Source organism: Nocardia sp. NPDC058633 (assembly GCF_042717045.1).
Classification (GTDB): Bacteria; Actinomycetota; Actinomycetes; order Mycobacteriales; family Mycobacteriaceae; genus Nocardia.
This window is the reverse complement of record NZ_JBHXRA010000026.1, coordinates 34,267-52,929: the sequence shown is the minus strand read 5'-3', so window position 1 is coordinate 52,929 and position 18,663 is coordinate 34,267. Positions and strand designations below refer to the sequence as shown.

Below are 18,663 nucleotides of genomic sequence, written 5' to 3'. Positions count from 1 at the left end.
GTCAGCCGCCGTTGCGTAGGCGACGAAGGAGCAAGCAACGGCGGCTGACCGGCGGCCCCTCGGGGCCGCGGACACGCGCGCGCCAGCGCGCCAAAAACACAGCGTCAAACCTCTTGGGACTACCGAACCCAGGTCATCCCGCAACCCCCCACCAGCACTACTTCAACCCCGGGACTGCTTCCCGCACATCCCCATAAAAGCTCATCCCCCACAACAACATCCCCGAACACCAGTCCCCAAAGCCCAGTCAGCCGACGAACTGGTCACCGGTGCCCGAGCATCCCCCAGAACTAGTCCCCGGACACCCGAGCCTTGTTCCCCGCAAGAAGAACAACATCCCCGATCTGCAACTGCCTCCCGCGCCGCAACTCCACTTCATCGTTGACCCGCACCAACCCCTGCGCGATCACCGACTTGGCCTCGGAACCCGAATCGATCAGGTTGGCCAGTTTCAGGAATTGCCCGAGCCGGATGACAACGTCATCGATCGGCACATCAACTGGTTCTGACATGCGCTAATACTTACCTCGTCACCGGAAACCGGTCACCACCGCCCCCGGCGTTGTGCGCGGTGACGAACACGCCGCAGCCACCGCCACCCGGATCCGGCTCGATTGGACGCACACTGGATCGGTGACTCCCACACAGGACGAGCAGCACCCCATCGTCGAGGACCGCACGCCGGTGCCCCATCGCGCGCACGGCCGGTTGTCCGAGGTACCGCACATCGCCGGGTTGGTTCTCGGTGTGTTCGCGGTGTTGTTGTTCCTGTGGAGCCTCTCGCCCAGCCTGCGCAGCCTCACGCAGGTGCCGCGGCACTATGTGGACACCTACTACTTCGACGCCCCCGACACCAGCCTGGTGTGGGCGTTGGTCGTCGGGTTGCTCGCCGGGGCGACCGCGGCCCGTAAGCGGATCGCCTGGTGGCTGCTGGTGGTGTATTCGCTGCTGTACGCGGTGGCGAACATCCTGGACTTCTTCGCCGACGACGACGTGGACGCGCTGGTCGCCTGCATCGCGCATGTGGTGGTCATCGGGATCCTGATAGCCGCGCGTAAGGAGTTCTACACCCGGGTTCGCCCCGGCGCGCTGTGGAAAGCTCTCGGCGTGCTGGTGTCCGGGCTGGTGCTCGGCTGCCTGCTCGGCTGGGGCCTGGTCGAGCTCTTCCCGGGTTCGCTGCCCGCGGGCGTCCAGCGGCCGCTGTGGGCGGTGTATCGGGTCACCGCGGCCGTGCTGGTGAACAACGAGCATTTCGACGGGCATCCGCGGTCCTGGGTGAACTTCCTGCTGGGTCTGTTCGGCGCGATCGCACTGCTGGCGGCGGTGGTCGTGCTGCTGCGCTCGCAACGCGCCGACAACGCGATGACCGGCCTGGACGAGTCGGCGATCCGTGGGCTGTTGGCGGGCAGCGATGTCGAGGACTCGCTCGGCTACTTCGCGACCCGCCGCGACAAGGCGGTGGTGTTCGCGCCGAACGGCAAGGCGGCGATCACCTATCGCGTCGAGTTGGGTGTGTGCCTGGCCAGTGGCGATCCGATCGGACCGAAACAGGCGTGGCCGCAAGCGATTCAGGCGTGGTTGGAGCTGGCCGACCAGTTCGGCTGGCAGCCCGCGGTGATGGGGGCGAGCGAACTCGGTGCCACCGCCTACCGCAAGGCGGGACTGTCGGCGCTGCGCCTCGGCGACGAGGCGATCCTCGATACCCGCACGTTCTCGCTGGCGGGCCCGGAGATGAAGCAGGTGCGTCAGGCCGCGAACCGGTTGCGCAAGCACGGCCTCGAGGTACGGGTGCGCAGGCACCGCGACATCCCCGCCGCGGAGTTCGCCGAAATCGTCACCCGCGCGGACGCGTGGCGCGACACCGAGACCGAGCGCGGCTTCTCGATGGCGCTCGGCCGTCTCGGCGACTCACTCGACGGTGACTGCCTGCTGGTCGAGGCGGTGGACCACGACGACCGGGTGCACGGCATGCTCTCGCTGGTCCCGTGGGGACGCACCGGGGTCTCGCTGGAACTGATGCGCCGCGACCCGCAGAGCCCGAACGGCGTGATGGAGCTGATGATCTCGCAGCTCGCCCTGAATTCCGACCAGTACGGCGTCACCAAGGTGTCGCTGAACTTCGCGGTGTTCCGTTCGGTGTTCGAGGAGGGCGGCCGGATCGGCGCCGGGCCGATCCTGCGGGCGTGGCGCGGGGTGCTGCTGTTCTTCTCCCGCTGGTGGCAGCTCGAGGCGCTGTACCGGTCGAATGTGAAGTATCACCCGCGCTGGGTGCCGCGGTTCTTCCTGTTCGAGGAACGCAGGCAGTTGCCGCGGGTCGCCACGGCGAGCGGGCTGGCCGAAGGGTTCCTGCCGCGCATCGGCAAGGCACCCGACGCTGGCGTGCACACGGGCACGAAGTCCGCTGTCCCGGCGACGGTCACCGGCCTGCACGCCGACGGCAGTGCGCCCGAGGCACCCGAGGGCACCGACGACGAGCAGGGCCCGCGCAGGCCGGAGCAGGTGCGGGTGCGTCTGGACAAACTCGACCGCCTCACCGCCTCCGGCGTGGACGCCTATCCGCCTGCCTACCCGCCGACCCACAACATCGCCGAAGCGCGGCGCTGCCCCAAGGGCACGACGGTGCGTATCGCGGGCAGGCTCTTGCGGATTCGCGACTACGGCGGGGTGATCTTCGCGATGGTGCGCGATTGGAGCGGCGAGATCCAGTTGGTGATCGACCGCGATCGGGTCGGGGTCGAGCGCAGCAACGAGTTCACCGAGTTCTTCGACCTGGGTGATCTGATCGAGATGAGCGGGCAGATCGGCGCCAGCCGCAACGGTGAGCTGTCGCTGCTCGCGCAGGACTGGCGGATGAACGGCAAGTGCCTGCATCCGCTGCCCGACAAGTGGCGTGGCCTGGCCGATTCCGAGGCCAAGGTCCGGCAGCGCTATGTGGACATGGCGATCAACCCCGAGACTCGCGAGGTGATGGCCAAGCGCAGCGCGGTACTGCATTCGCTGCGCGATTCGCTGTTCGTCTGGGGCTTTCTCGAGGTGGAGACGCCGATCCTGCAGCAGGTGCACGGCGGTGCCAACGCCACGCCGTTTCGCACCCACATCAACGCCTACGACCTCGATCTGTATCTGCGCATCGCCCCCGAGCTGTACCTCAAACGGCTGTGCGTGGGCGGCATGGAGAAGGTGTTCGAGATCGGCCGGACCTTCCGCAACGAAGGCGTGGACTTCAGCCACAATCCCGAGTTCACGATCCTGGAAGCCTATGAGGCGCACAGCGATTACCAGCAGATGATGCACCTGTGCCGTCGGTTGATCCAGCACGCGGCGATGGCCGCCAACGGTGCCGAGGTGGCATTGCGCCCCAACGACGACGGCGGCTTCGACACCGTCGACATCTCCGGGGAGTGGCAGGTCAAGACCGTGCACGGCGCGGTGTCGGAGGCGATCGGCACCGAGGTGACCCCGCGCACCGAGCTGACGCGGTTGCGCGAACTGTGTGACGAGGCGGGCGTGAACTACCAACACGGTTGGGACGCGGGCCAAGTGGTGCTGGAGATGTATGAGCACCTGGTGGAGTCGCAGACCACCTACCCCACCTTCTACCTGGACTTCCCGACCTCGGTCTCCCCGCTCACCCGCTCGCACCGCAGCATCGCCGGGGTGGCCGAGCGCTGGGATCTGGTGGCCTGGGGCGTCGAATTGGGCACCGCCTACAGCGAGCTCACCGATCCGGTGGAGCAGCGGCGCAGGCTCACCGAACAGTCGATGCTGGCCGCGGGCGGCGACCCGGAGGCGATGGAGCTCGACGAGGACTTCCTGCAGGCGCTCGAGCACGCGATGCCGCCCACCGGTGGCCTCGGGATGGGGGTGGACCGGGTGGTCATGTTGATCACCGGACGCAGCATCCGCGAGACGCTGCCCTTCCCTCTGGTGAAACCTCGATGACATCGGGACAGCTGTTCACGAATCGCGGCGTGTGCGCGATCAACAACCGCTCCGCTGGTACGCGCGCGGCTTTCGTGCCGAAAGCCGCAGCGAGAACGCTAGTCTCGGAGTTCCGGCACCGGGAGGATGTCGGGCCACCAACAAATCGGGATGGGATCACATGTATCTGGACTTGCTGACCACGGCCACACTCGTCGATCCGCACGTGTTCGCCGCCGGCTTCGACACCCTCGCGGGCTCGGACGCGGTGAACAACGCGCTGGAACTCGCGGCGAAGAAGAAAAAGAAGAACAGCAGCTTCTTGATCATCGGCGGCATCTGCTGCCTGGTCGTCGTGGTGCTCATCGTCGGGGGCATCTACCTGCTCAAGAACAAGAAGAAGAACGACCAGCCGCCCTCCAACGGCGGTCAGCCGCCGTTCAACGGCCCGCAGGGTGGTCAGCCGCCTTACGGCCAGCCGCCTTACGGCCGGCCCTGACCTGACCGGAGGACTCGCGGCGATACCCCTCGGTCGGACGACGAGGCATTTCCGCGGGTCCTCGGAAGCCCACGGTCGCGAGAAGATCATCGTGGGGCCGTCCGTAGCCCGCGTACACCTCGATACGGCAGAGTGTGTGACGTGCAGCTGATACTGGTGCGTCATGCCCAACCCGAACGCGTAGTCGGCGACACCACCGCCGCCGACCCCGGCCTCACCGAGATCGGCGGACGCCAAGCCGACCGCGTCCCCGCCGCGCTCGCCGCCCACGACATCGCCCGCGTGGTCAGCAGCCCGCAGCGCCGCGCCCGCGACACCGCACTCCCCACCGCGACCGCGCGCGACCTGCCGGTCGACATCGTCGACGACCTCGCCGAGTACGACCGCGACCTGCCCGCCTACATCCCCATCGAGGACGCGAAAACCGAATTCGCCGACGCCTACGCCCGTATCAAAGCGGGCCATTTCCCCGAACAGATCGACGGACCGGCCTTCACCGCGCGAGTCCTGGCCGCGGTCGAGAACCTCGTCGCCACAACAGCACCCACCGACACCGTCGTAGCCTTCGCCCACGGCGGCGTGATCAACGTTCTGCTGGCCGACATCCTCAGCCTGCCCCGCCCGCTCACCTTTCCGATCGACTACTGCTCGGTCACTCGAATCCTGTACTCCCGCACCGGCACCCGCACGGCGGCCACCATCAACGAAAACGCCCACGTGTGGAACTTGCTGCCGAGGTCCCTGTCCCGATCCACACGCTAGGTCGGCCGCCCGCTACCGCACCCACCGACAGAAAGGGCCCGGCACCGCCGAAGCGATACCGGGCCCGGTGAACCGGCTCAGACAGCCTGAGCGATCCAGTTGTGCATCCAGGTGATGGCGGTCTGTCCGCCACCCACCGAGTAACTGCCGTACAGCGTGTGCGCCTGCGACCGGTAGAACTCCTCCAGGTCCTTGGCACGCTTCTGGTTGGCGGCGTCGGTCAGCTGCGCCCCCAGCGTGGGCACCCCACCGTGCGACATCAGGTCGGTCATGATCGCCCCGGCCTCGAGCTGGTAGCGCCACAGGTTGGCCGGATTCGCATCCGAACTCTGTGCGAGGAACCCCGCGAACCGCGTCACGAAATCGTCGGTGGCGGTAGCGCAGTACAGATCGTCGACCGCGCAGATGGTGCGAGTGCGGTCGCTCAGGAAGCCGAACCCGCCCGGGCGGGCGCCACCGGCACCGGCGCCGGGGGCGACCGGGCCGATCTGAATATCGGTCGGCGAACGGCGGGGATCGGAGATGAGGCCGACAGCGGCGATCCGGTCCTGCGAAATCGGGCTGATGCCGGTGCCGATCTCGGCGGCCAGATCGCCTGCGGCGTCGGCACCCTGGCTGTAACCGACGATCGCGGCCCTGGTGTTGCCGCAGGAAGCCAGCTTCGCGCTGATCAGGCCGCGCGCGGAGTCGACGGCCTGCTTCTTGGAATTGCCGTAGACGTCGCCCTCCCAGGGAAACGCCGTGGCGGCATAGGTGACGTAGTCGACGTCGGTGTTTCTCGGCAGGCCGTTGGTGACGCCGGCGAGCATGCCGGGGCCGGGGGCCTTCTCGTGGCCGGTCTCCCAGGTGCCGGGAATGGCGACCACATACAGACTCGGGCAGGCGGGCGCCGCGTTGGCGCTCGTGCTGCCGACAACAATTCCGGACATCATTGCCGCGGAAGCTCCCAAAGCCGCGACAACCTTTTTCAACTGCATACCGCTCCAGTTCACCCTTGCTCGTCGATGTGAGAGCAAACCCCGATTACTGACGTTGTGGCCCCGGACCTCGCCGCGAATCACAATAGGCGTACGAGCCGTCCCGTGCCACACGGCCTCTCGATTTTATGGCAGGCAACCTCGACAGATCGAGCAGAACGCGCATTCCAGTGACGGAATGTCGGCGGCACGTCACCGCCGACACACCCCCCGTTCGCGAAACTCACACCTCCAGGTCTTCTTCGATGCCCTTGAGCTTGTGCCGCCCCAGCGCCAGATTGGCCCGGCTGCGATCGAGGGCGAGGTAGAGGAACAGCCCTTTGGACTTGCGCCCCGTCATCGGACGGATCACGTGGTACTGCGTGCCCAGGGTGATGAGGATGTCCTCGATCTCCTCGTTGAGGCCGAGCTGCTCGATGGTGCGCATCTTCGCGCGCACCACCTCGGTGTTGCCCGCCGCGGCGACCTGCAGGTCCAGCGACTTGGTGCTGCTGAGCATTCCGAGCGCCATCCCGCTGCTGTAGTCGACGATCGCGGCGCCGATCGCGCCCTCGATCACCATCATGTCCTTCAGAGCCAGATCCATATTCGACATGTCGTGCCTTTCATTCGTCGATCGTCGCCTGGTCTTTCCCAGGCGAATGCGCCGCCGCCAGATGGCCGGCGATGGCGCGAGCTACCGGTCGCGACTCCAGATGGAGCCGACCGACATTCACTTCGGGTCCGGCGAGCACGGTCAGCGAGGTGTAGCCGGCGGCGTAGATCACCACCTGCCCCTCGGTGCCGTGCACGACGACCTCGCTGAACCCGCCGCCGTGCGCGGTGTTGGCCAGCCGATACGACAGCGACAACTGCGCGGCCGACAGCGCGGCCAAGCCCGCGGGTTCGAGATGGGCAGGCAGGTCGTGTTCGATGAGCAGCCCGTCGCTGGAGGCCACCAGCGACCCGGTGAGCTGAGGTAGCCGCTCACGCAGCGACTTCAGTTCCGCCTGCACGGCCGGATAGTGTTCGGGAGCTCTGTATTCGGACTCCCTGGGTTCGGGCGCGGTCATCGCCACCTTCGTCAACCTTCCCCTCCATTCACCGAGCAGTTTCTTCCGCGCGGTCACGCAAGCTCCTCCAACGCCGCCCTGAGCCGGATGAGTGTTTCGCGGTCGACCTGGCGCCAGCGTTCGGGTTCTGCCGCGCTGGAGAGGTTTCCGCGGTGGCGGGCGGTCGCGGTCGCTTCCTCGTCGATCGCGTGCCTGCCGTGTGGTGCGCCCGGCCCCGCCAGGGGTCGGGTCGGTCCCGCGCTGCCCGGAATGCGCCGGGGCAGGGTGGGCACGGGTGGTGTCGACACTGTCGACATGGCGTGCTCGGCCGGGTCCGGCGCGAGGGCGAGGTGGCGCCCACGCTGTGGTTGTTCGGCCGGGACAGCGGGTTCCGGTGTCTCGATCAGGCCCGCGGCGGTCAACTCGCGGACGGCGACGAGGCAGCCGTAGGTGGTGCGGCCCAGATCGCGGGCGATCTCGGCGATGCTGCGACGAGTGTCGGCGGCGGCGAGCACCTCGGCCTGGCTTCCGGTGAGTACCACTTGATTTCGCTTGATGCGACGCGCCGGAACCACCGCGACCTCGGTGACGTGGTCGGCCGACCACGGGCCACGGTCGCCGTCGTTGCGGCGTTCGCATTCGTGGACGAGTGCGCGCGGAGCGATATGGCAGACCGGAGCAAGCCAATGTTCGGGTGTGGGGCGGAATTCCGGTTCTTCGGCGGAAGCGAGCAGAAAGTAGGCGGCGTCGAACACCGAAAGTAGCGCGAGGGTTTCCAATTGCGGCTGGTCCAGCAGCGGACCCGGGTCACCGGCGCCGGCGCGGCGCCAATCTTCCGCCGTGGCCACCCCGGCTTCGACCACCAATCGGTCGAGTCCGATGGTGCGCCCGCAACCGACCGAGGCGATAGTGCCGCGCACCAAATGGAATTCGCCGTCGCCCGCGCGCAATACACCGGTCGAACCTTCTTCGCCGAGCCGATGCAACGCGTCGGCGAGCGCGACGCTCATCGTTTCCCGCCCGTCAGTTCTTCCAGCGCCGACCTGAGCTGATAGCGGGCCATTCCGAGATTTCCGGTACCGCCGTCGAAGACGACATGCATGAACAACCTGCCGTCGAAATCACCGTCGACCAGATGTAGGAGGTGAAAGCCCCTGGTCCGGCACACCACGATCTCGGTGAGGTCGTCGTCGGCACTCCCCAACGCCGGACACCCGAGCGCGGCCCGCACCACATCGGTGGTCCCCGCCGCGTCTTCGTGCTCGTCGACGCCCTGATGCTCGCCGGCGCCGGCGACGGCCAAGCCGCTCGCCCCGTCCACCAGCGTCGCACTGCGCGCCCCGGGAATATCCATGATGCGTTTCAGGCACCCATCAAGAGAATTCACCGAGCCCCCGAACCGTCATCGATTATTGATCGAAACGAGACGCTATACCCCTCGGCTATCTTCCGCATCTCGAACGCCGGAAAATTGCTGCCGCACAATATGTTTGCTGATGGTTGCTGGAAAACCGCTCGGTATCAATACTTTTCAGTAACTTCTATGCCGATTCGCTGTCCACCGCTATAACCGGTGATCACTCCCCTATTTCGCCCGCCAGCGATCTTCGCGCGAACTTCGGAATCAGCTTCTTCGCAGACCTCGCCGAATCGACGGCACACCGCTGCCCGACCGATGTGCTCGAAATATGCGATCAGCCCGCGGCGCGGCGGTACCAGGACTCCGCTTCGCGGTGAGCGCCTTGGGCCTCCAGGAGCGCGGCGAGGTTGGCCATGGCTCGGGGGTGGCCGAGGTCGGCAGCACGACGGAAGCAGCGACGCGCCTCGGTGGTGGCGCCGCGACGGCGCAGCAGCATACCGAGGCAGTTGATGGCATCGATGTCGCCGTGATCGGCGGCCTCGCCGTACCAGGCTTCGGCGTCGTCGAGGCGGTCCCGGTCCTCCAGCAGCCGAGCGAGGTTGAACATGGCGTCGACATGGCCGGCCATCGCGGCGTGGTGGTACCAGGTTTGGGCATCGCGGCGGTCGCCACACTGGAAGAGCATGGTGGCCAGATTGAACATCGCGTTGCAGTTGCCCGCGGCCGCCGCACGGCGGTACCAGGATTCGGCCTCGTCGAGTTCGCCGAACTGATCGAGCAGAACGGCGAGGTTGTTCATCGAGCGTGTGTGCCCCGCGGCGGCGGCGCGCCGAAACCAGTACTCCGCGGCCTCGAAATCGCTGTGGTCGTGGTAGAAGTGAGCGAGATTGTGCATGGCGGTACCGTCACCACGCTCTGCGGCGCGGCGCAGGTTCGCCAACGCTTCCGGCGGCAACGGCACAGCTCCCCCTCGGAACTTCGGCGTACACCTCGACACGGAAAGTCTATGTGCTGCACCGAAGATCGGCCACGTCGTTTGCGCACGCATCGAACCCGTCGGGCAACCGAGTAGTTCAGTGGCCTATGCACATTCCCGGCTAATCCGTGTCCTGCCCCGTGGAGCCGCGAATGCGATGACGAACCACACTCCGCGCTGTCGGGCAGACGGGACAAAAAGGCGCCCGCGGACTTGAGAGTCCGCGGGCGCCTTGGATTTTCAGCGATCAGCGCTGGGCGACGGCCGTCGGGGGGATCGGCGCGGGAAGCGCGGTCTCACCCTCGAGGTACTTGTCGACCGCCGAGGCCGCGGCACGGCCTTCGGCGATGGCCCAGACGATGAGGGACTGGCCACGGCCCATGTCGCCGGCGACGAAGACGCCGGGAATGTTGGTGGCCCAGCTCTTGTCGCGCTGCACGTTGCCGCGACCGTCGTAACCGACGCCGAGGTCGGTGAGCAGACCCGGCTTCTGCGGGCCGACGAAGCCCATGGCCAGCAGGACCAGATCGGCTTCGAGGGTGAAGTCGGTGCCCTCGACCTTCTCGAAGCGGCCGTTGGCCATCTTGACCTCGTGGGCCTCGAGACCGGTGACCTTGCCGTCCTTACCGACGAAACGCTCGGTGTTCACCGAGAACAGACGTTCGCCACCCTCTTCGTGTGCCGAGGCGACCCGGTACATCAGGGGGTAGGTCGGCCACGGGGTCGAGCCCGCGCGCTCCTCGGGGGGACGCGGCATGATCTCGAACTGGTGCACCGACTCGGCGCCGTGGCGGTGCGAGGTGCCCAGGCAGTCGGCGCCGGTGTCGCCACCACCGATGATGATGACCTTCTTGCCCTTGGCGTGGATCGGCGGCAGGCCGTCGGCGTCGGCGATGTCGTCACCGAGCTGCACCCGGTTCGACAGCGGCAGGAACTCCATCGCCTGGTGGATGCCGTCGAGCTCGCGGCCCGGGATCGGCAGGTCGCGGGCGATGGTGGCGCCACCGGCCAGCACGATCGCGTCGTATCGCTCACGCAGCTGCTCGGCGGTGATGTCGACACCCACGTTGACGCCCGCCTTGAAGATGGTGCCTTCGGCTTCCATCTGGGCCAGGCGACGGTCGATGACCGACTTCTCCATCTTGAATTCCGGGATGCCGTACCGCATCAGGCCGCCGATGCGGTCGTCACGCTCGAACACGGTCACGGTGTGACCGGCGCGAGTGAGCTGCTGGGCGGCGGCCAGACCGGCCGGGCCGGAGCCGACGACGGCGATCTTCTTGCCGGTGAGACGGGTCGGGTACACCGGGGTGACCCAGCCCTCGTCGAAGGCGTTCTCGATGAGCTCGACCTCGACCTGCTTGATCGTGACCGGCTCCTGGTTGATGCCGAGCACGCAGGACGCCTCACACGGAGCCGGGCACAGGCGGCCGGTGAACTCCGGGAAGTTGTTGGTGGCGTGCAGGCGGTCGATGCCTTCGCGCCACGCGCCCTTGTAGACCAGGTCGTTCCATTCGGGAATCAGGTTCCCGAGCGGACAACCCTGGTGGCAGAAGGGAATTCCGCAGTCCATGCAGCGGCTGGCCTGGGTCTTCAAGGTGTCCTGGGAGAACTTCTTCTCCTCGTAGACCTCTTTCCAGTCCAGCAGTCGCAGCTCGACCGGACGACGGGCCGGGGTTTGCCTCGAGGTGTGCTTCAAAAATCCCTGTGGGTCAGCCACGAGCCGCCTCCATGATCGCCGTGTCGACATCCTTGCCGGCCTTCTCGGCCTCGGAGATGGCGAGCAGAACCTTCTTGTATTCGCGGGGCATGACCTTCACGAAGTGGTTCACCTGCTGGGACCAGTCGCTCAGGATGCGTTCGGCCACAGCCGATCCCGTTTCGTCGCGGTGGGTGTTGATGATGTCGCGCAGCCAGGTGAAGTCGTCACCGGAGAGCTGCTCGATCGCGTCGGCCTGATCCGGGTTGACGCGCTCGGCGAGCTTGCCCTCCGGGTCGTAGACGTAGGCGACACCACCGGACATACCGGCGCCGAGGTTGCGGCCGGTGTCACCGAGGATGACCACACGGCCACCGGTCATGTACTCGAGCGCGTGGTCGCCCACACCCTCGACCACCGCGGTGGCGCCGGAGTTGCGCACGCCGAAGCGCTCGCCCGCGACACCGTTGATCAGGATGCGACCGCTGGTGGCGCCGAACATGATCACGTTGCCCGCGATGATGTTGTTCTCGGCGACGAAGCTCTCCGGTGCGTCGGCCGACGGGCGGACCACGATGTGGCCACCCGACAGGCCCTTGCCCACGTAGTCGTTGGCGTCACCGAAGACCCGCAGCGTGATGCCCGCCGGGACGAACGCGCCGAAGCTGTTGCCCGCCGAACCGGTGAAGGTGATGTCGATGGTGTCGTCGGGCAGGCCCGCGCCACCGTAGAGCTTGGTCACCTCGTGGCCGAGCATGGTGCCGACCGTGCGGTTCACGTTGGTGATCTTGGTTTCGATCTTGACCGCCTGGCCACGCTCGAGCGCGGGGGCGCTCTGCGCGATCAGTTCGTTGTCGAGCGCCTTGTCCAGCCCGTGGTCCTGGGTGGTGGTGCACCGGGTGTCCTGGTTCATGAACGCCGTCTCCGGCATGTCCAGGATCGGCGACAGGTCCAGCTTGGCGGCCTTGAAGTGCTGCTTGGCCTTGGCGGTGTCGAGCAGGTCGACGCGACCGACGGCCTCGTCGAGAGTGCGGAAGCCCAGCTCGGCGAGCAGCTCACGCACCTCCTCGGCGATGAACATCATGAAGTTCTCGACGAATTCCGGCTTGCCGGTGAAACGCTCACGCAGCACCGGGTTCTGGGTCGCGATGCCGACGGGACAGGTGTCGAGGTGACACACGCGCATCATGACGCAGCCCGAGACGACCAGGGGTGCGGTCGCGAAACCGAACTCCTCGGCGCCGAGCAGCGCGGCGATCATCACGTCGCGGCCGGTCTTCATCTGGCCGTCGACCTGGACGACGATGCGGTCACGCAGGCCGTTGAGCAGCAGGGTCTGCTGGGTCTCGGCCAGGCCGAGCTCCCAGGGACCACCGGCGTGCTTGAGCGAGGTGAGCGGCGAGGCGCCGGTGCCGCCGTCGTGGCCCGAGATGAGCACCACGTCGGCGTGCGCCTTGGACACACCGGTGGCGACGGTGCCGACACCCGGCTCCGCGACGAGTTTCACGTGAATCCGAGCCTGCGGATTCGCGTTCTTCAGGTCGTGGATCAGCTGGGCCAGATCCTCGATCGAGTAGATGTCGTGGTGCGGCGGCGGGGAGATCAGGCCGACGCCCGGCGTGGAGTGACGCACCTCGGCGACCCACGGGTACACCTTGTGCGCGGGCAGCTGGCCGCCCTCGCCCGGCTTGGCGCCCTGGGCCATCTTGATCTGGATGTCGGTGGCGTTGGTCAGGTAGTGCGCGGTGACACCGAAGCGACCCGAGGCGACCTGCTTGATCGCCGAACGACGCCAGTCACCGTTGTCCTCGACCTCGAAGCGAGCGGGGCTCTCGCCACCCTCACCGGAGTTGGAGCGGGCACCGATGCGGTTCATCGCGATCGCGAGGGTCTCGTGCGCCTCGGCGGAGATGGAGCCGTAGCTCATCGCACCGGTCGAGAAACGCTTCACGATCTCGGTGGCCGGCTCGACCTCGTCGATGGAGATCGACGCGCGCTGACCCGACTTGAACTTGAACAGGCCACGCAGCGCGGCAAGGCGCTCGGACTGGTCGTCGACCAGCTTGGTGTACTCCTTGAAGATCGAGTACTGACCGGTGCGGGTGGCGTGCTGGAGCTTGAACACCGTGTCCGGGTTGAACAGGTGGTACTCGCCCTCACGACGCCACTGGTACTCGCCGCCGACCTCGAGCTCGCGGTGCGCGCGCTCGTTGCGGTTCTCCAGGAAGGCCACGCGGTGGCGCACAGCCACCTCTTCGGCGATCTCGTCGAGACCGATGCCGCCCAGTGGGGAGCGCAGGCCGGTGAAGTACTCGTCGACCAGGTCCTGACCGAGGCCGATGACCTGGTACAGCTGGGCGCCGTTGTAGGAGGCGAGGGTGGAGATGCCCATCTTCGACATCACCTTGAGCACGCCGTTGCTGGCCGCGGTGCAGTAGTTCGCGACGGCCTTGCGGAAGTCGGCGCCATGGTCACCGGTGGAGCCCGGCATCTGCAGCGAACCGCGCTCGAGCATGTCCTCGATGGTCTCGAAGGCCATGTACGGGTTGATCGCGGCGGCGCCGAACCCGATCAGCAGGGCCATGTGGTGCACCTCGCGGGCGTCACCGGCCTCCACGACCAGGCCGACCATGGTGCGGGTGCGCTCGCGCACCAGGTGGTGGTGCACCGACGAGGTGAGCAGCAGCGACGGGATCGGCGCCAGCTTCTCGTTGGACTCACGATCCGACAGCACGATGATGCGCGCGCCACCGTCGATGGCGGCCGAGACCTGGGTGTTGATGGCCGCGAGCGCCTTGCGCAGGCCCTCGCCGCCCTCGGCGACCGGGTACAGACCGCGCACGACCACCGAGCGCAGGCCCGGCTGGCTGCCGTCGTCGTTGATGTGGACGAGCTTGGCCAGCTCGTCGTTGTCCAGAATCGGCTGCTCGAGCGCGATCATCCGGCAAGAATCCGGGCCCGGGTGCAGCAGGTCGGCCTCGGGGCCGAGGTTGCGCTTGAGGCTGGTGACGACCTTCTCGCGGATGGCGTCGAGCGGCGGGTTGGTGACCTGCGCGAACAGCTGCGAGAAGTAGTCGAACAGCAGGCGCGACCGGTTCGACAGCACCGCGATCGGGGTGTCGGTACCCATCGAGCCCAGTGCCTCGCCGCCGGTCTTGGCCATCGGCGTGATCAGCAGGTTCAGGTCCTCGGTGGTGTAGCCGAAGATCTGCTGACGGATCAGCACGCGATCGTGCGACATGTGCACGTGCGGGCGGTCGGGCAGGTCGGCCATGCGGCTCACGCCTGCGTCGAGCCACTGCTGGTACGGCTGCGCCGCGGCCAGGTCCGACTTGACCTCTTCGTCGGTGACGATGCGGCCCTGCTCGGTGTCGACCAGGAACATCTTGCCCGGCTGCAGGCGGATCTTCTGGACCACGGTGGCCGGATCGATGTCGAGCACGCCGACCTCGGAGGCCAGCACGACCAGGCCGTCTTCGGTGACCCAGATGCGACCGGGACGCAGACCGTTGCGGTCGAGCACGGCGCCGATCTTGGTGCCGTCGGAGAAGCACACCGCCGCCGGGCCGTCCCACGGCTCCATCAGCATCGAGTGGTACTCGTAGAACGCGCGCCGCTCGGGGTCGAGGTTCTCGTTGCGTTCCCACGCCTCGGGAATCATCATCATGATGGCGTGGTGCAGTTCGCGACCGCCCAGGTGCAGCAGTTCGAGCACCTCGTCGAAACGCGCGGTGTCGGAAGCGCCGGGGGTACACACGGGGAAGATCTTCTGCAGGCGATCGCGGCCGGCTTCGTCCTTGCCGAACACGTCGCTGCGCAGCAGCGCCTCACGGGCGCGCATCCAGTTCTCGTTGCCGGTGACGGTGTTGATCTCACCGTTGTGGGCGACCCGGCGGAACGGGTGCGCCAGCGGCCACGAGGGGAAGGTGTTGGTGGAGAAGCGCGAGTGCACGATGCCGATGGCCGACTCGACGCGCTCGTCCTGCAGGTCCAGGTAGAACGCACGCAGCTGCGGCGTGGTGAACATGCCCTTGTAGATGAAAGTCTGGCCGGACAGGCTCGGGAAGTACACCGACTCCTTGCCGACGGTGCCCTCACCGGGGCCTGCCTTGCCGAGCTCGTGCTCGATCCGCTTGCGGATCACGTAGGCGCGACGCTCCAGGTCCATGCCCGAGAGCTGCTCGGCCGAGTTCTTCGGCGAACCGATGAAGATCTGCCGGAAGGTCGGCATCGCGTCGCGGGCCAGCGCGCCGAGCGAGGACTCCTCGATCGGCACCGCGCGCCAGCCGAGTACGGCCATGCCCTCTTCGGTGACGATCTTCTCGACGCCGTAGGCGGCACGTGCGGCTTCGCGACGGGCCTGCGGCAGGAAGGCGATACCGGAGGCGTAGGAGCCTTCCGGGGGCAACTCGAAAGCGGCGCCTTCTTCGGCGAGGATCGCACGGAAGAACTTGTCCGGGAGCTGCAGCAGGACGCCCGCGCCGTCGCCGGAGTTCGGCTCGGCACCCGCAGCACCGCGGTGCTCCAGGTTCAGCAGGGCCGTGATGGCCTTGTCGACGATGTCTCGACTGCGTCGTCCGTGCATGTCGGCAACGAACGCGACGCCGCAGGCGTCGTGCTCGAATGCCGGATCGTAGAGCCCGGTGACTCCGGGTGACCTGTGGCCAGGAAGTTGCGTCATGCCTCTGCCTTCAAGAAAGTCGGCTGTCGATGTCGGCCACCCAGCAAGCTGAGCGTGGGCCCTTCGTCGTTTCGCCTCCGTCAAGACTGCGTCCGTACGATCCGAAACCAGCGACGGTGGTGGTTTGCGGCGTTGACGTAGTTGGGGTGCTCAGAGGTAACGGGATGCTTACTTCTCCCTTACCTCTGCGCGGGGTTTCACCCGCTACTCTTGGCCCGGTTTCACCGGACCTCGAATGGGTGGTTGGCCGAACATGGGTGCGTTCGGCGTAAGAGCAAACGATAAGTCAGACCGCAGACCCAACCAACTAAGGTTGTGCTAAGTAACCCGTCTAGCTGGGGTTTGTAACGGCTGCTTGCATCGTCGCGCGCGTCGTCCAGTGTAAAGCAGACCGGGGCCCGGATCGATCCCGGACAACCCGTTCCTACCTGCGCGAACGCTGTCTACGAGCAGACTCGAAACAGCCGCCGACCCGGGGTCGAAAGCTGAACTCACCTGCACCGCACCAGGTTTCCCAGTCGATGACCTGGTCAAACCTCCCACCTCCGCTAACCGGGGGTGCCGACTGTGAGATATTCCCGACACGGGCCCCCACTAGCGCCCCAGTCAGCCGACCGTACGGTCTGTATTGCCGAATGTGTGCCACAGCACACCTTTGGCTAACTTCTGGCAGTGTCGTTCGACACAAATCGGGCACGAGCGGCGGCGCGATCCGGCTCGCCGCGCGCGACACGCCGAGGTCGGTGCCGAAATATCTCGGTCAGCGCGATGGCCCGCCCTGGCCGGTTGTGAGGCTGACCACAAGCAACGCCTCGGCACTCGGTGTGTCGGCGCCCGGCCTGTCACGCTGACACAACGAATCCATGCCAGTTTCGCCATGCCCAGTGGAGCGCACGACCCGGGGAGACCTTCAATGACCGGCTTACTCACCTGGCTCGGCGGAGGCCTCGCCACACCCCGGCGAGGGGACCCCGAAACGGGCGCCGACCAGGCTTTCCGCCATGAACAGGGCCGCTATCTCGTCACCGGTGCCGCGGTGTCGTTGTTCGCCGTGATCGCCGGACTCGTCACCTTGGCCGCCATGCTCGCCGCCGACGTGAGCGTCATCGGTGCGGTGCTGTTCCCACTGGTCGTGGCGGTCGCCATGGCCGCGCTCGGCCGGGCGTTGGTGACCACTCGCCCCGGCGCCGACGACGACCGGCTCGGCGCCACCGCCAGGATCGGGGTCGGGGTGCTGGCTGGGGTCTTCGTCGCCGAACTCGCCGCCACCGTGATGCTCGGCGGGACCGTCGACCGGGAACTGGATGTGCGCGCTCAGGCAGGCGCCGAGAACGCACCCGCCGTGGTCGCCGCTCGCACCTCGTTCGACCTGGCCACCGCCGACCGGGCCGCACTCGACCTGAGCATCGCCAAGTCGCAGGCCGACATCGACCGTGCGCTGGTGATCGCCCGCTGCGAGTACAACCCAACCCCGCAGTGCCCGCAGACCAGGATCACCGGGGTCCCGGGCCGTGGTCCGGAAGCCCAGACCGCCAACGACATGCTCGACGACGCCCGCAAGCAACTCGCCACAGCACAGGGCCGCATCGAAGGGCTCGATCAGCGGGTTCGCACCGAGTCAGCCGCCCTCGCCACCGCCAGGACCAGCGCGTTCGCCGACGGTGACCGTGGTCTCGGCGCCCGCTGGCTGGCCATGAACAGCTACACCAGCTCGCACGCCGGAGCCGCGGCGCTGCGCCTGCTGCTTCTTCTCGCCGGGATCGTGCTGGCTCTGCTGCCGTCGCTGCTGCGCTGGTGGCGTGGCGAAACCGCGCTCGATCGCCGCGTCGACGCCGCGGCAGTGGCCGACCGGGCCCACCGCGAAGCCGACGCCGCCATCGCGGTGAAAAGCGCCGAGGTACGCACCGAGACGGCCGCCTTGCGCGCCGAACAGGAGCTCACCAGCACGCGACTGGCCATCGAAGCCGATACCGTGATCGATCGAGAACGTCAGCGCACCAGGATCATCGCCGCGATCGGCGGTTTCGAGCTCGGGTTCACCGAGCCGCATCGAAAGGACGACTCCGTGTCTCTGGAGCCGAACGTGACATCGCAGCTGCCCGCGGGGTACGTCCAGCCCGCGCTGCCCACCGGTACCGGGGGGGCGCTTGTCCCCGCGCACCAGGCACCGCAGCAGCAGCCGCCCGCGCAGGCGCCGACCAGCGGCGGCGGATTGGAACTGCCGATCATCGGCACGGTGCCGTTCACCGACACCGCCGCCCGCTGGATCCGTCCGCTGGTTCCAGCGTTCGTCGCCAACGCCTTCGACTCGGCCACCCACCCGATGCGTACCGCGCGGCAGGCGTTCGAAGAGGTCGAGGAGGTGACGTTCACGCTGCGACGCACGCGCAAGGTCACCGTCGACACGCAGGACTCCTCGGCGCAGCAGCAGGTTCCCGCCGGGTATCAGCTGCCGGGGCAGCCCGCGCAGGGTTTCCTGCCGCCAGGGGCCTACCCGCAACAGCAGCAATACCAGCAGCCGTACCAGCCCTACGCCCAGCAGATCGCCTCGAACGTGGTCGACGCCCCGTCGAGCCGCTTCCACCCCGACCCGCGGCAGTACCAGTCGGCCCCGACCTATACCGCGCTGCCCGCGGGCCAGGGCAACGGCCTACCCGAGGCGGACGCCCACGGCGAGCTCCCCCGCGCCGACACCAACGAACTCCCCGGTGGCCGCCGTCAGCTGCCGCCCGCCCGCTGAGTACGAGCCGCACCTGG

The 18,663-nt window shown here is 67.3% G+C and carries 13 protein-coding genes; 4 read left to right on the top strand and 9 right to left on the bottom strand.

Annotation, left to right across the window (positions count from 1 at the left end):
• Nucleotides 1–290 precede the first annotated feature (290 nt).
• Nucleotides 291–512 (bottom strand): RNA-binding S4 domain-containing protein, encoded by a 222-nt coding sequence (locus ACFWUR_RS27585; RefSeq protein ID WP_378910684.1) that lies wholly within the window; start codon nt 510–512, stop codon nt 291–293.
• Nucleotides 513–663: 151 nt separating this feature from the next.
• Between ACFWUR_RS27585 and lysX the strand changes: the two genes are divergently transcribed.
• The 3 genes from lysX (at nt 664) to ACFWUR_RS27570 (ending at nt 5,182) form a co-directional block, all read left to right on the top strand.
• The gene (gene lysX, locus ACFWUR_RS27580; RefSeq protein ID WP_378910686.1) at nt 664–3,942 is read left to right on the top strand and encodes a bifunctional lysylphosphatidylglycerol synthetase/lysine--tRNA ligase LysX; all 3,279 of its coding nucleotides are present in this window, start codon (nt 664–666) and stop codon (nt 3,940–3,942) included.
• 160 nt (nt 3,943–4,102) lie between these two features.
• Nucleotides 4,103–4,420 (top strand): hypothetical protein, encoded by a 318-nt coding sequence (locus ACFWUR_RS27575; RefSeq protein WP_378910683.1) that lies wholly within the window; start codon nt 4,103–4,105, stop codon nt 4,418–4,420.
• 141 nt (nt 4,421–4,561) lie between these two features.
• Nucleotides 4,562–5,182, top strand: a complete 621-nt coding sequence (locus ACFWUR_RS27570; protein WP_378910681.1) for a histidine phosphatase family protein — start codon at nt 4,562–4,564, stop codon at nt 5,180–5,182.
• A 77-nt stretch (nt 5,183–5,259) separates the two neighbouring features.
• Here ACFWUR_RS27570 and ACFWUR_RS27565 read toward each other — a convergent pair whose 3' ends face one another.
• The 8 genes from ACFWUR_RS27565 to gltB form a co-directional block, all read right to left on the bottom strand.
• The gene (locus ACFWUR_RS27565; RefSeq protein ID WP_378910679.1) at nt 5,260–6,114 is read right to left on the bottom strand and encodes a cutinase family protein; all 855 of its coding nucleotides are present in this window, start codon (nt 6,112–6,114) and stop codon (nt 5,260–5,262) included.
• 268 nt (nt 6,115–6,382) lie between these two features.
• Nucleotides 6,383–6,754 carry a hypothetical protein gene (locus ACFWUR_RS27560; RefSeq protein WP_378910677.1) on the bottom strand — a complete coding sequence of 124 codons (372 nt, stop codon included), beginning with the start codon at nt 6,752–6,754 and terminating at the stop codon, nt 6,383–6,385.
• A gap of 10 nt (nt 6,755–6,764) precedes the next feature.
• On the bottom strand, nt 6,765–7,268 hold the full coding sequence (locus ACFWUR_RS27555; RefSeq protein ID WP_378910676.1) for a roadblock/LC7 domain-containing protein: 504 nt from the start codon (nt 7,266–7,268) through the stop codon (nt 6,765–6,767).
• Nucleotides 7,265–8,200, bottom strand: coding sequence for a hypothetical protein (locus tag ACFWUR_RS27550; RefSeq protein WP_378910674.1), 936 nt, complete (start codon nt 8,198–8,200; stop codon nt 7,265–7,267). The genes ACFWUR_RS27555 and ACFWUR_RS27550 overlap by 4 nt, the downstream gene beginning before the upstream one ends.
• Nucleotides 8,197–8,544: a hypothetical protein gene (locus ACFWUR_RS27545; RefSeq protein WP_378910672.1), complete on the bottom strand. Its 348-nt coding sequence runs from the start codon at nt 8,542–8,544 to the stop codon at nt 8,197–8,199. The genes ACFWUR_RS27550 and ACFWUR_RS27545 overlap by 4 nt, the downstream gene beginning before the upstream one ends.
• Before the next feature lie 340 nt (nt 8,545–8,884).
• Complete coding sequence (locus ACFWUR_RS27540; protein ID WP_378910670.1) at nt 8,885–9,511, bottom strand: tetratricopeptide repeat protein; 627 nt, start codon at nt 9,509–9,511, stop codon at nt 8,885–8,887.
• A gap of 262 nt (nt 9,512–9,773) precedes the next feature.
• The gene (locus ACFWUR_RS27535) at nt 9,774–11,246 is read right to left on the bottom strand and encodes a glutamate synthase subunit beta (RefSeq protein ID WP_378910669.1); all 1,473 of its coding nucleotides are present in this window, start codon (nt 11,244–11,246) and stop codon (nt 9,774–9,776) included.
• The gene (gene gltB / locus ACFWUR_RS27530; RefSeq protein WP_378910668.1) at nt 11,239–15,906 is read right to left on the bottom strand and encodes a glutamate synthase large subunit; all 4,668 of its coding nucleotides are present in this window, start codon (nt 15,904–15,906) and stop codon (nt 11,239–11,241) included. The genes ACFWUR_RS27535 and gltB overlap by 8 nt, the downstream gene beginning before the upstream one ends.
• 913 nt (nt 15,907–16,819) lie before the next feature.
• Between gltB and ACFWUR_RS27525 the strand changes: the two genes are divergently transcribed.
• A complete protein-coding gene (locus ACFWUR_RS27525; protein ID WP_378910666.1) occupies nt 16,820–18,646 on the top strand; it encodes a DUF4407 domain-containing protein in 1,827 nt (608 codons plus the stop codon).
• Nucleotides 18,647–18,663: the final 17 nt, after the last annotated feature.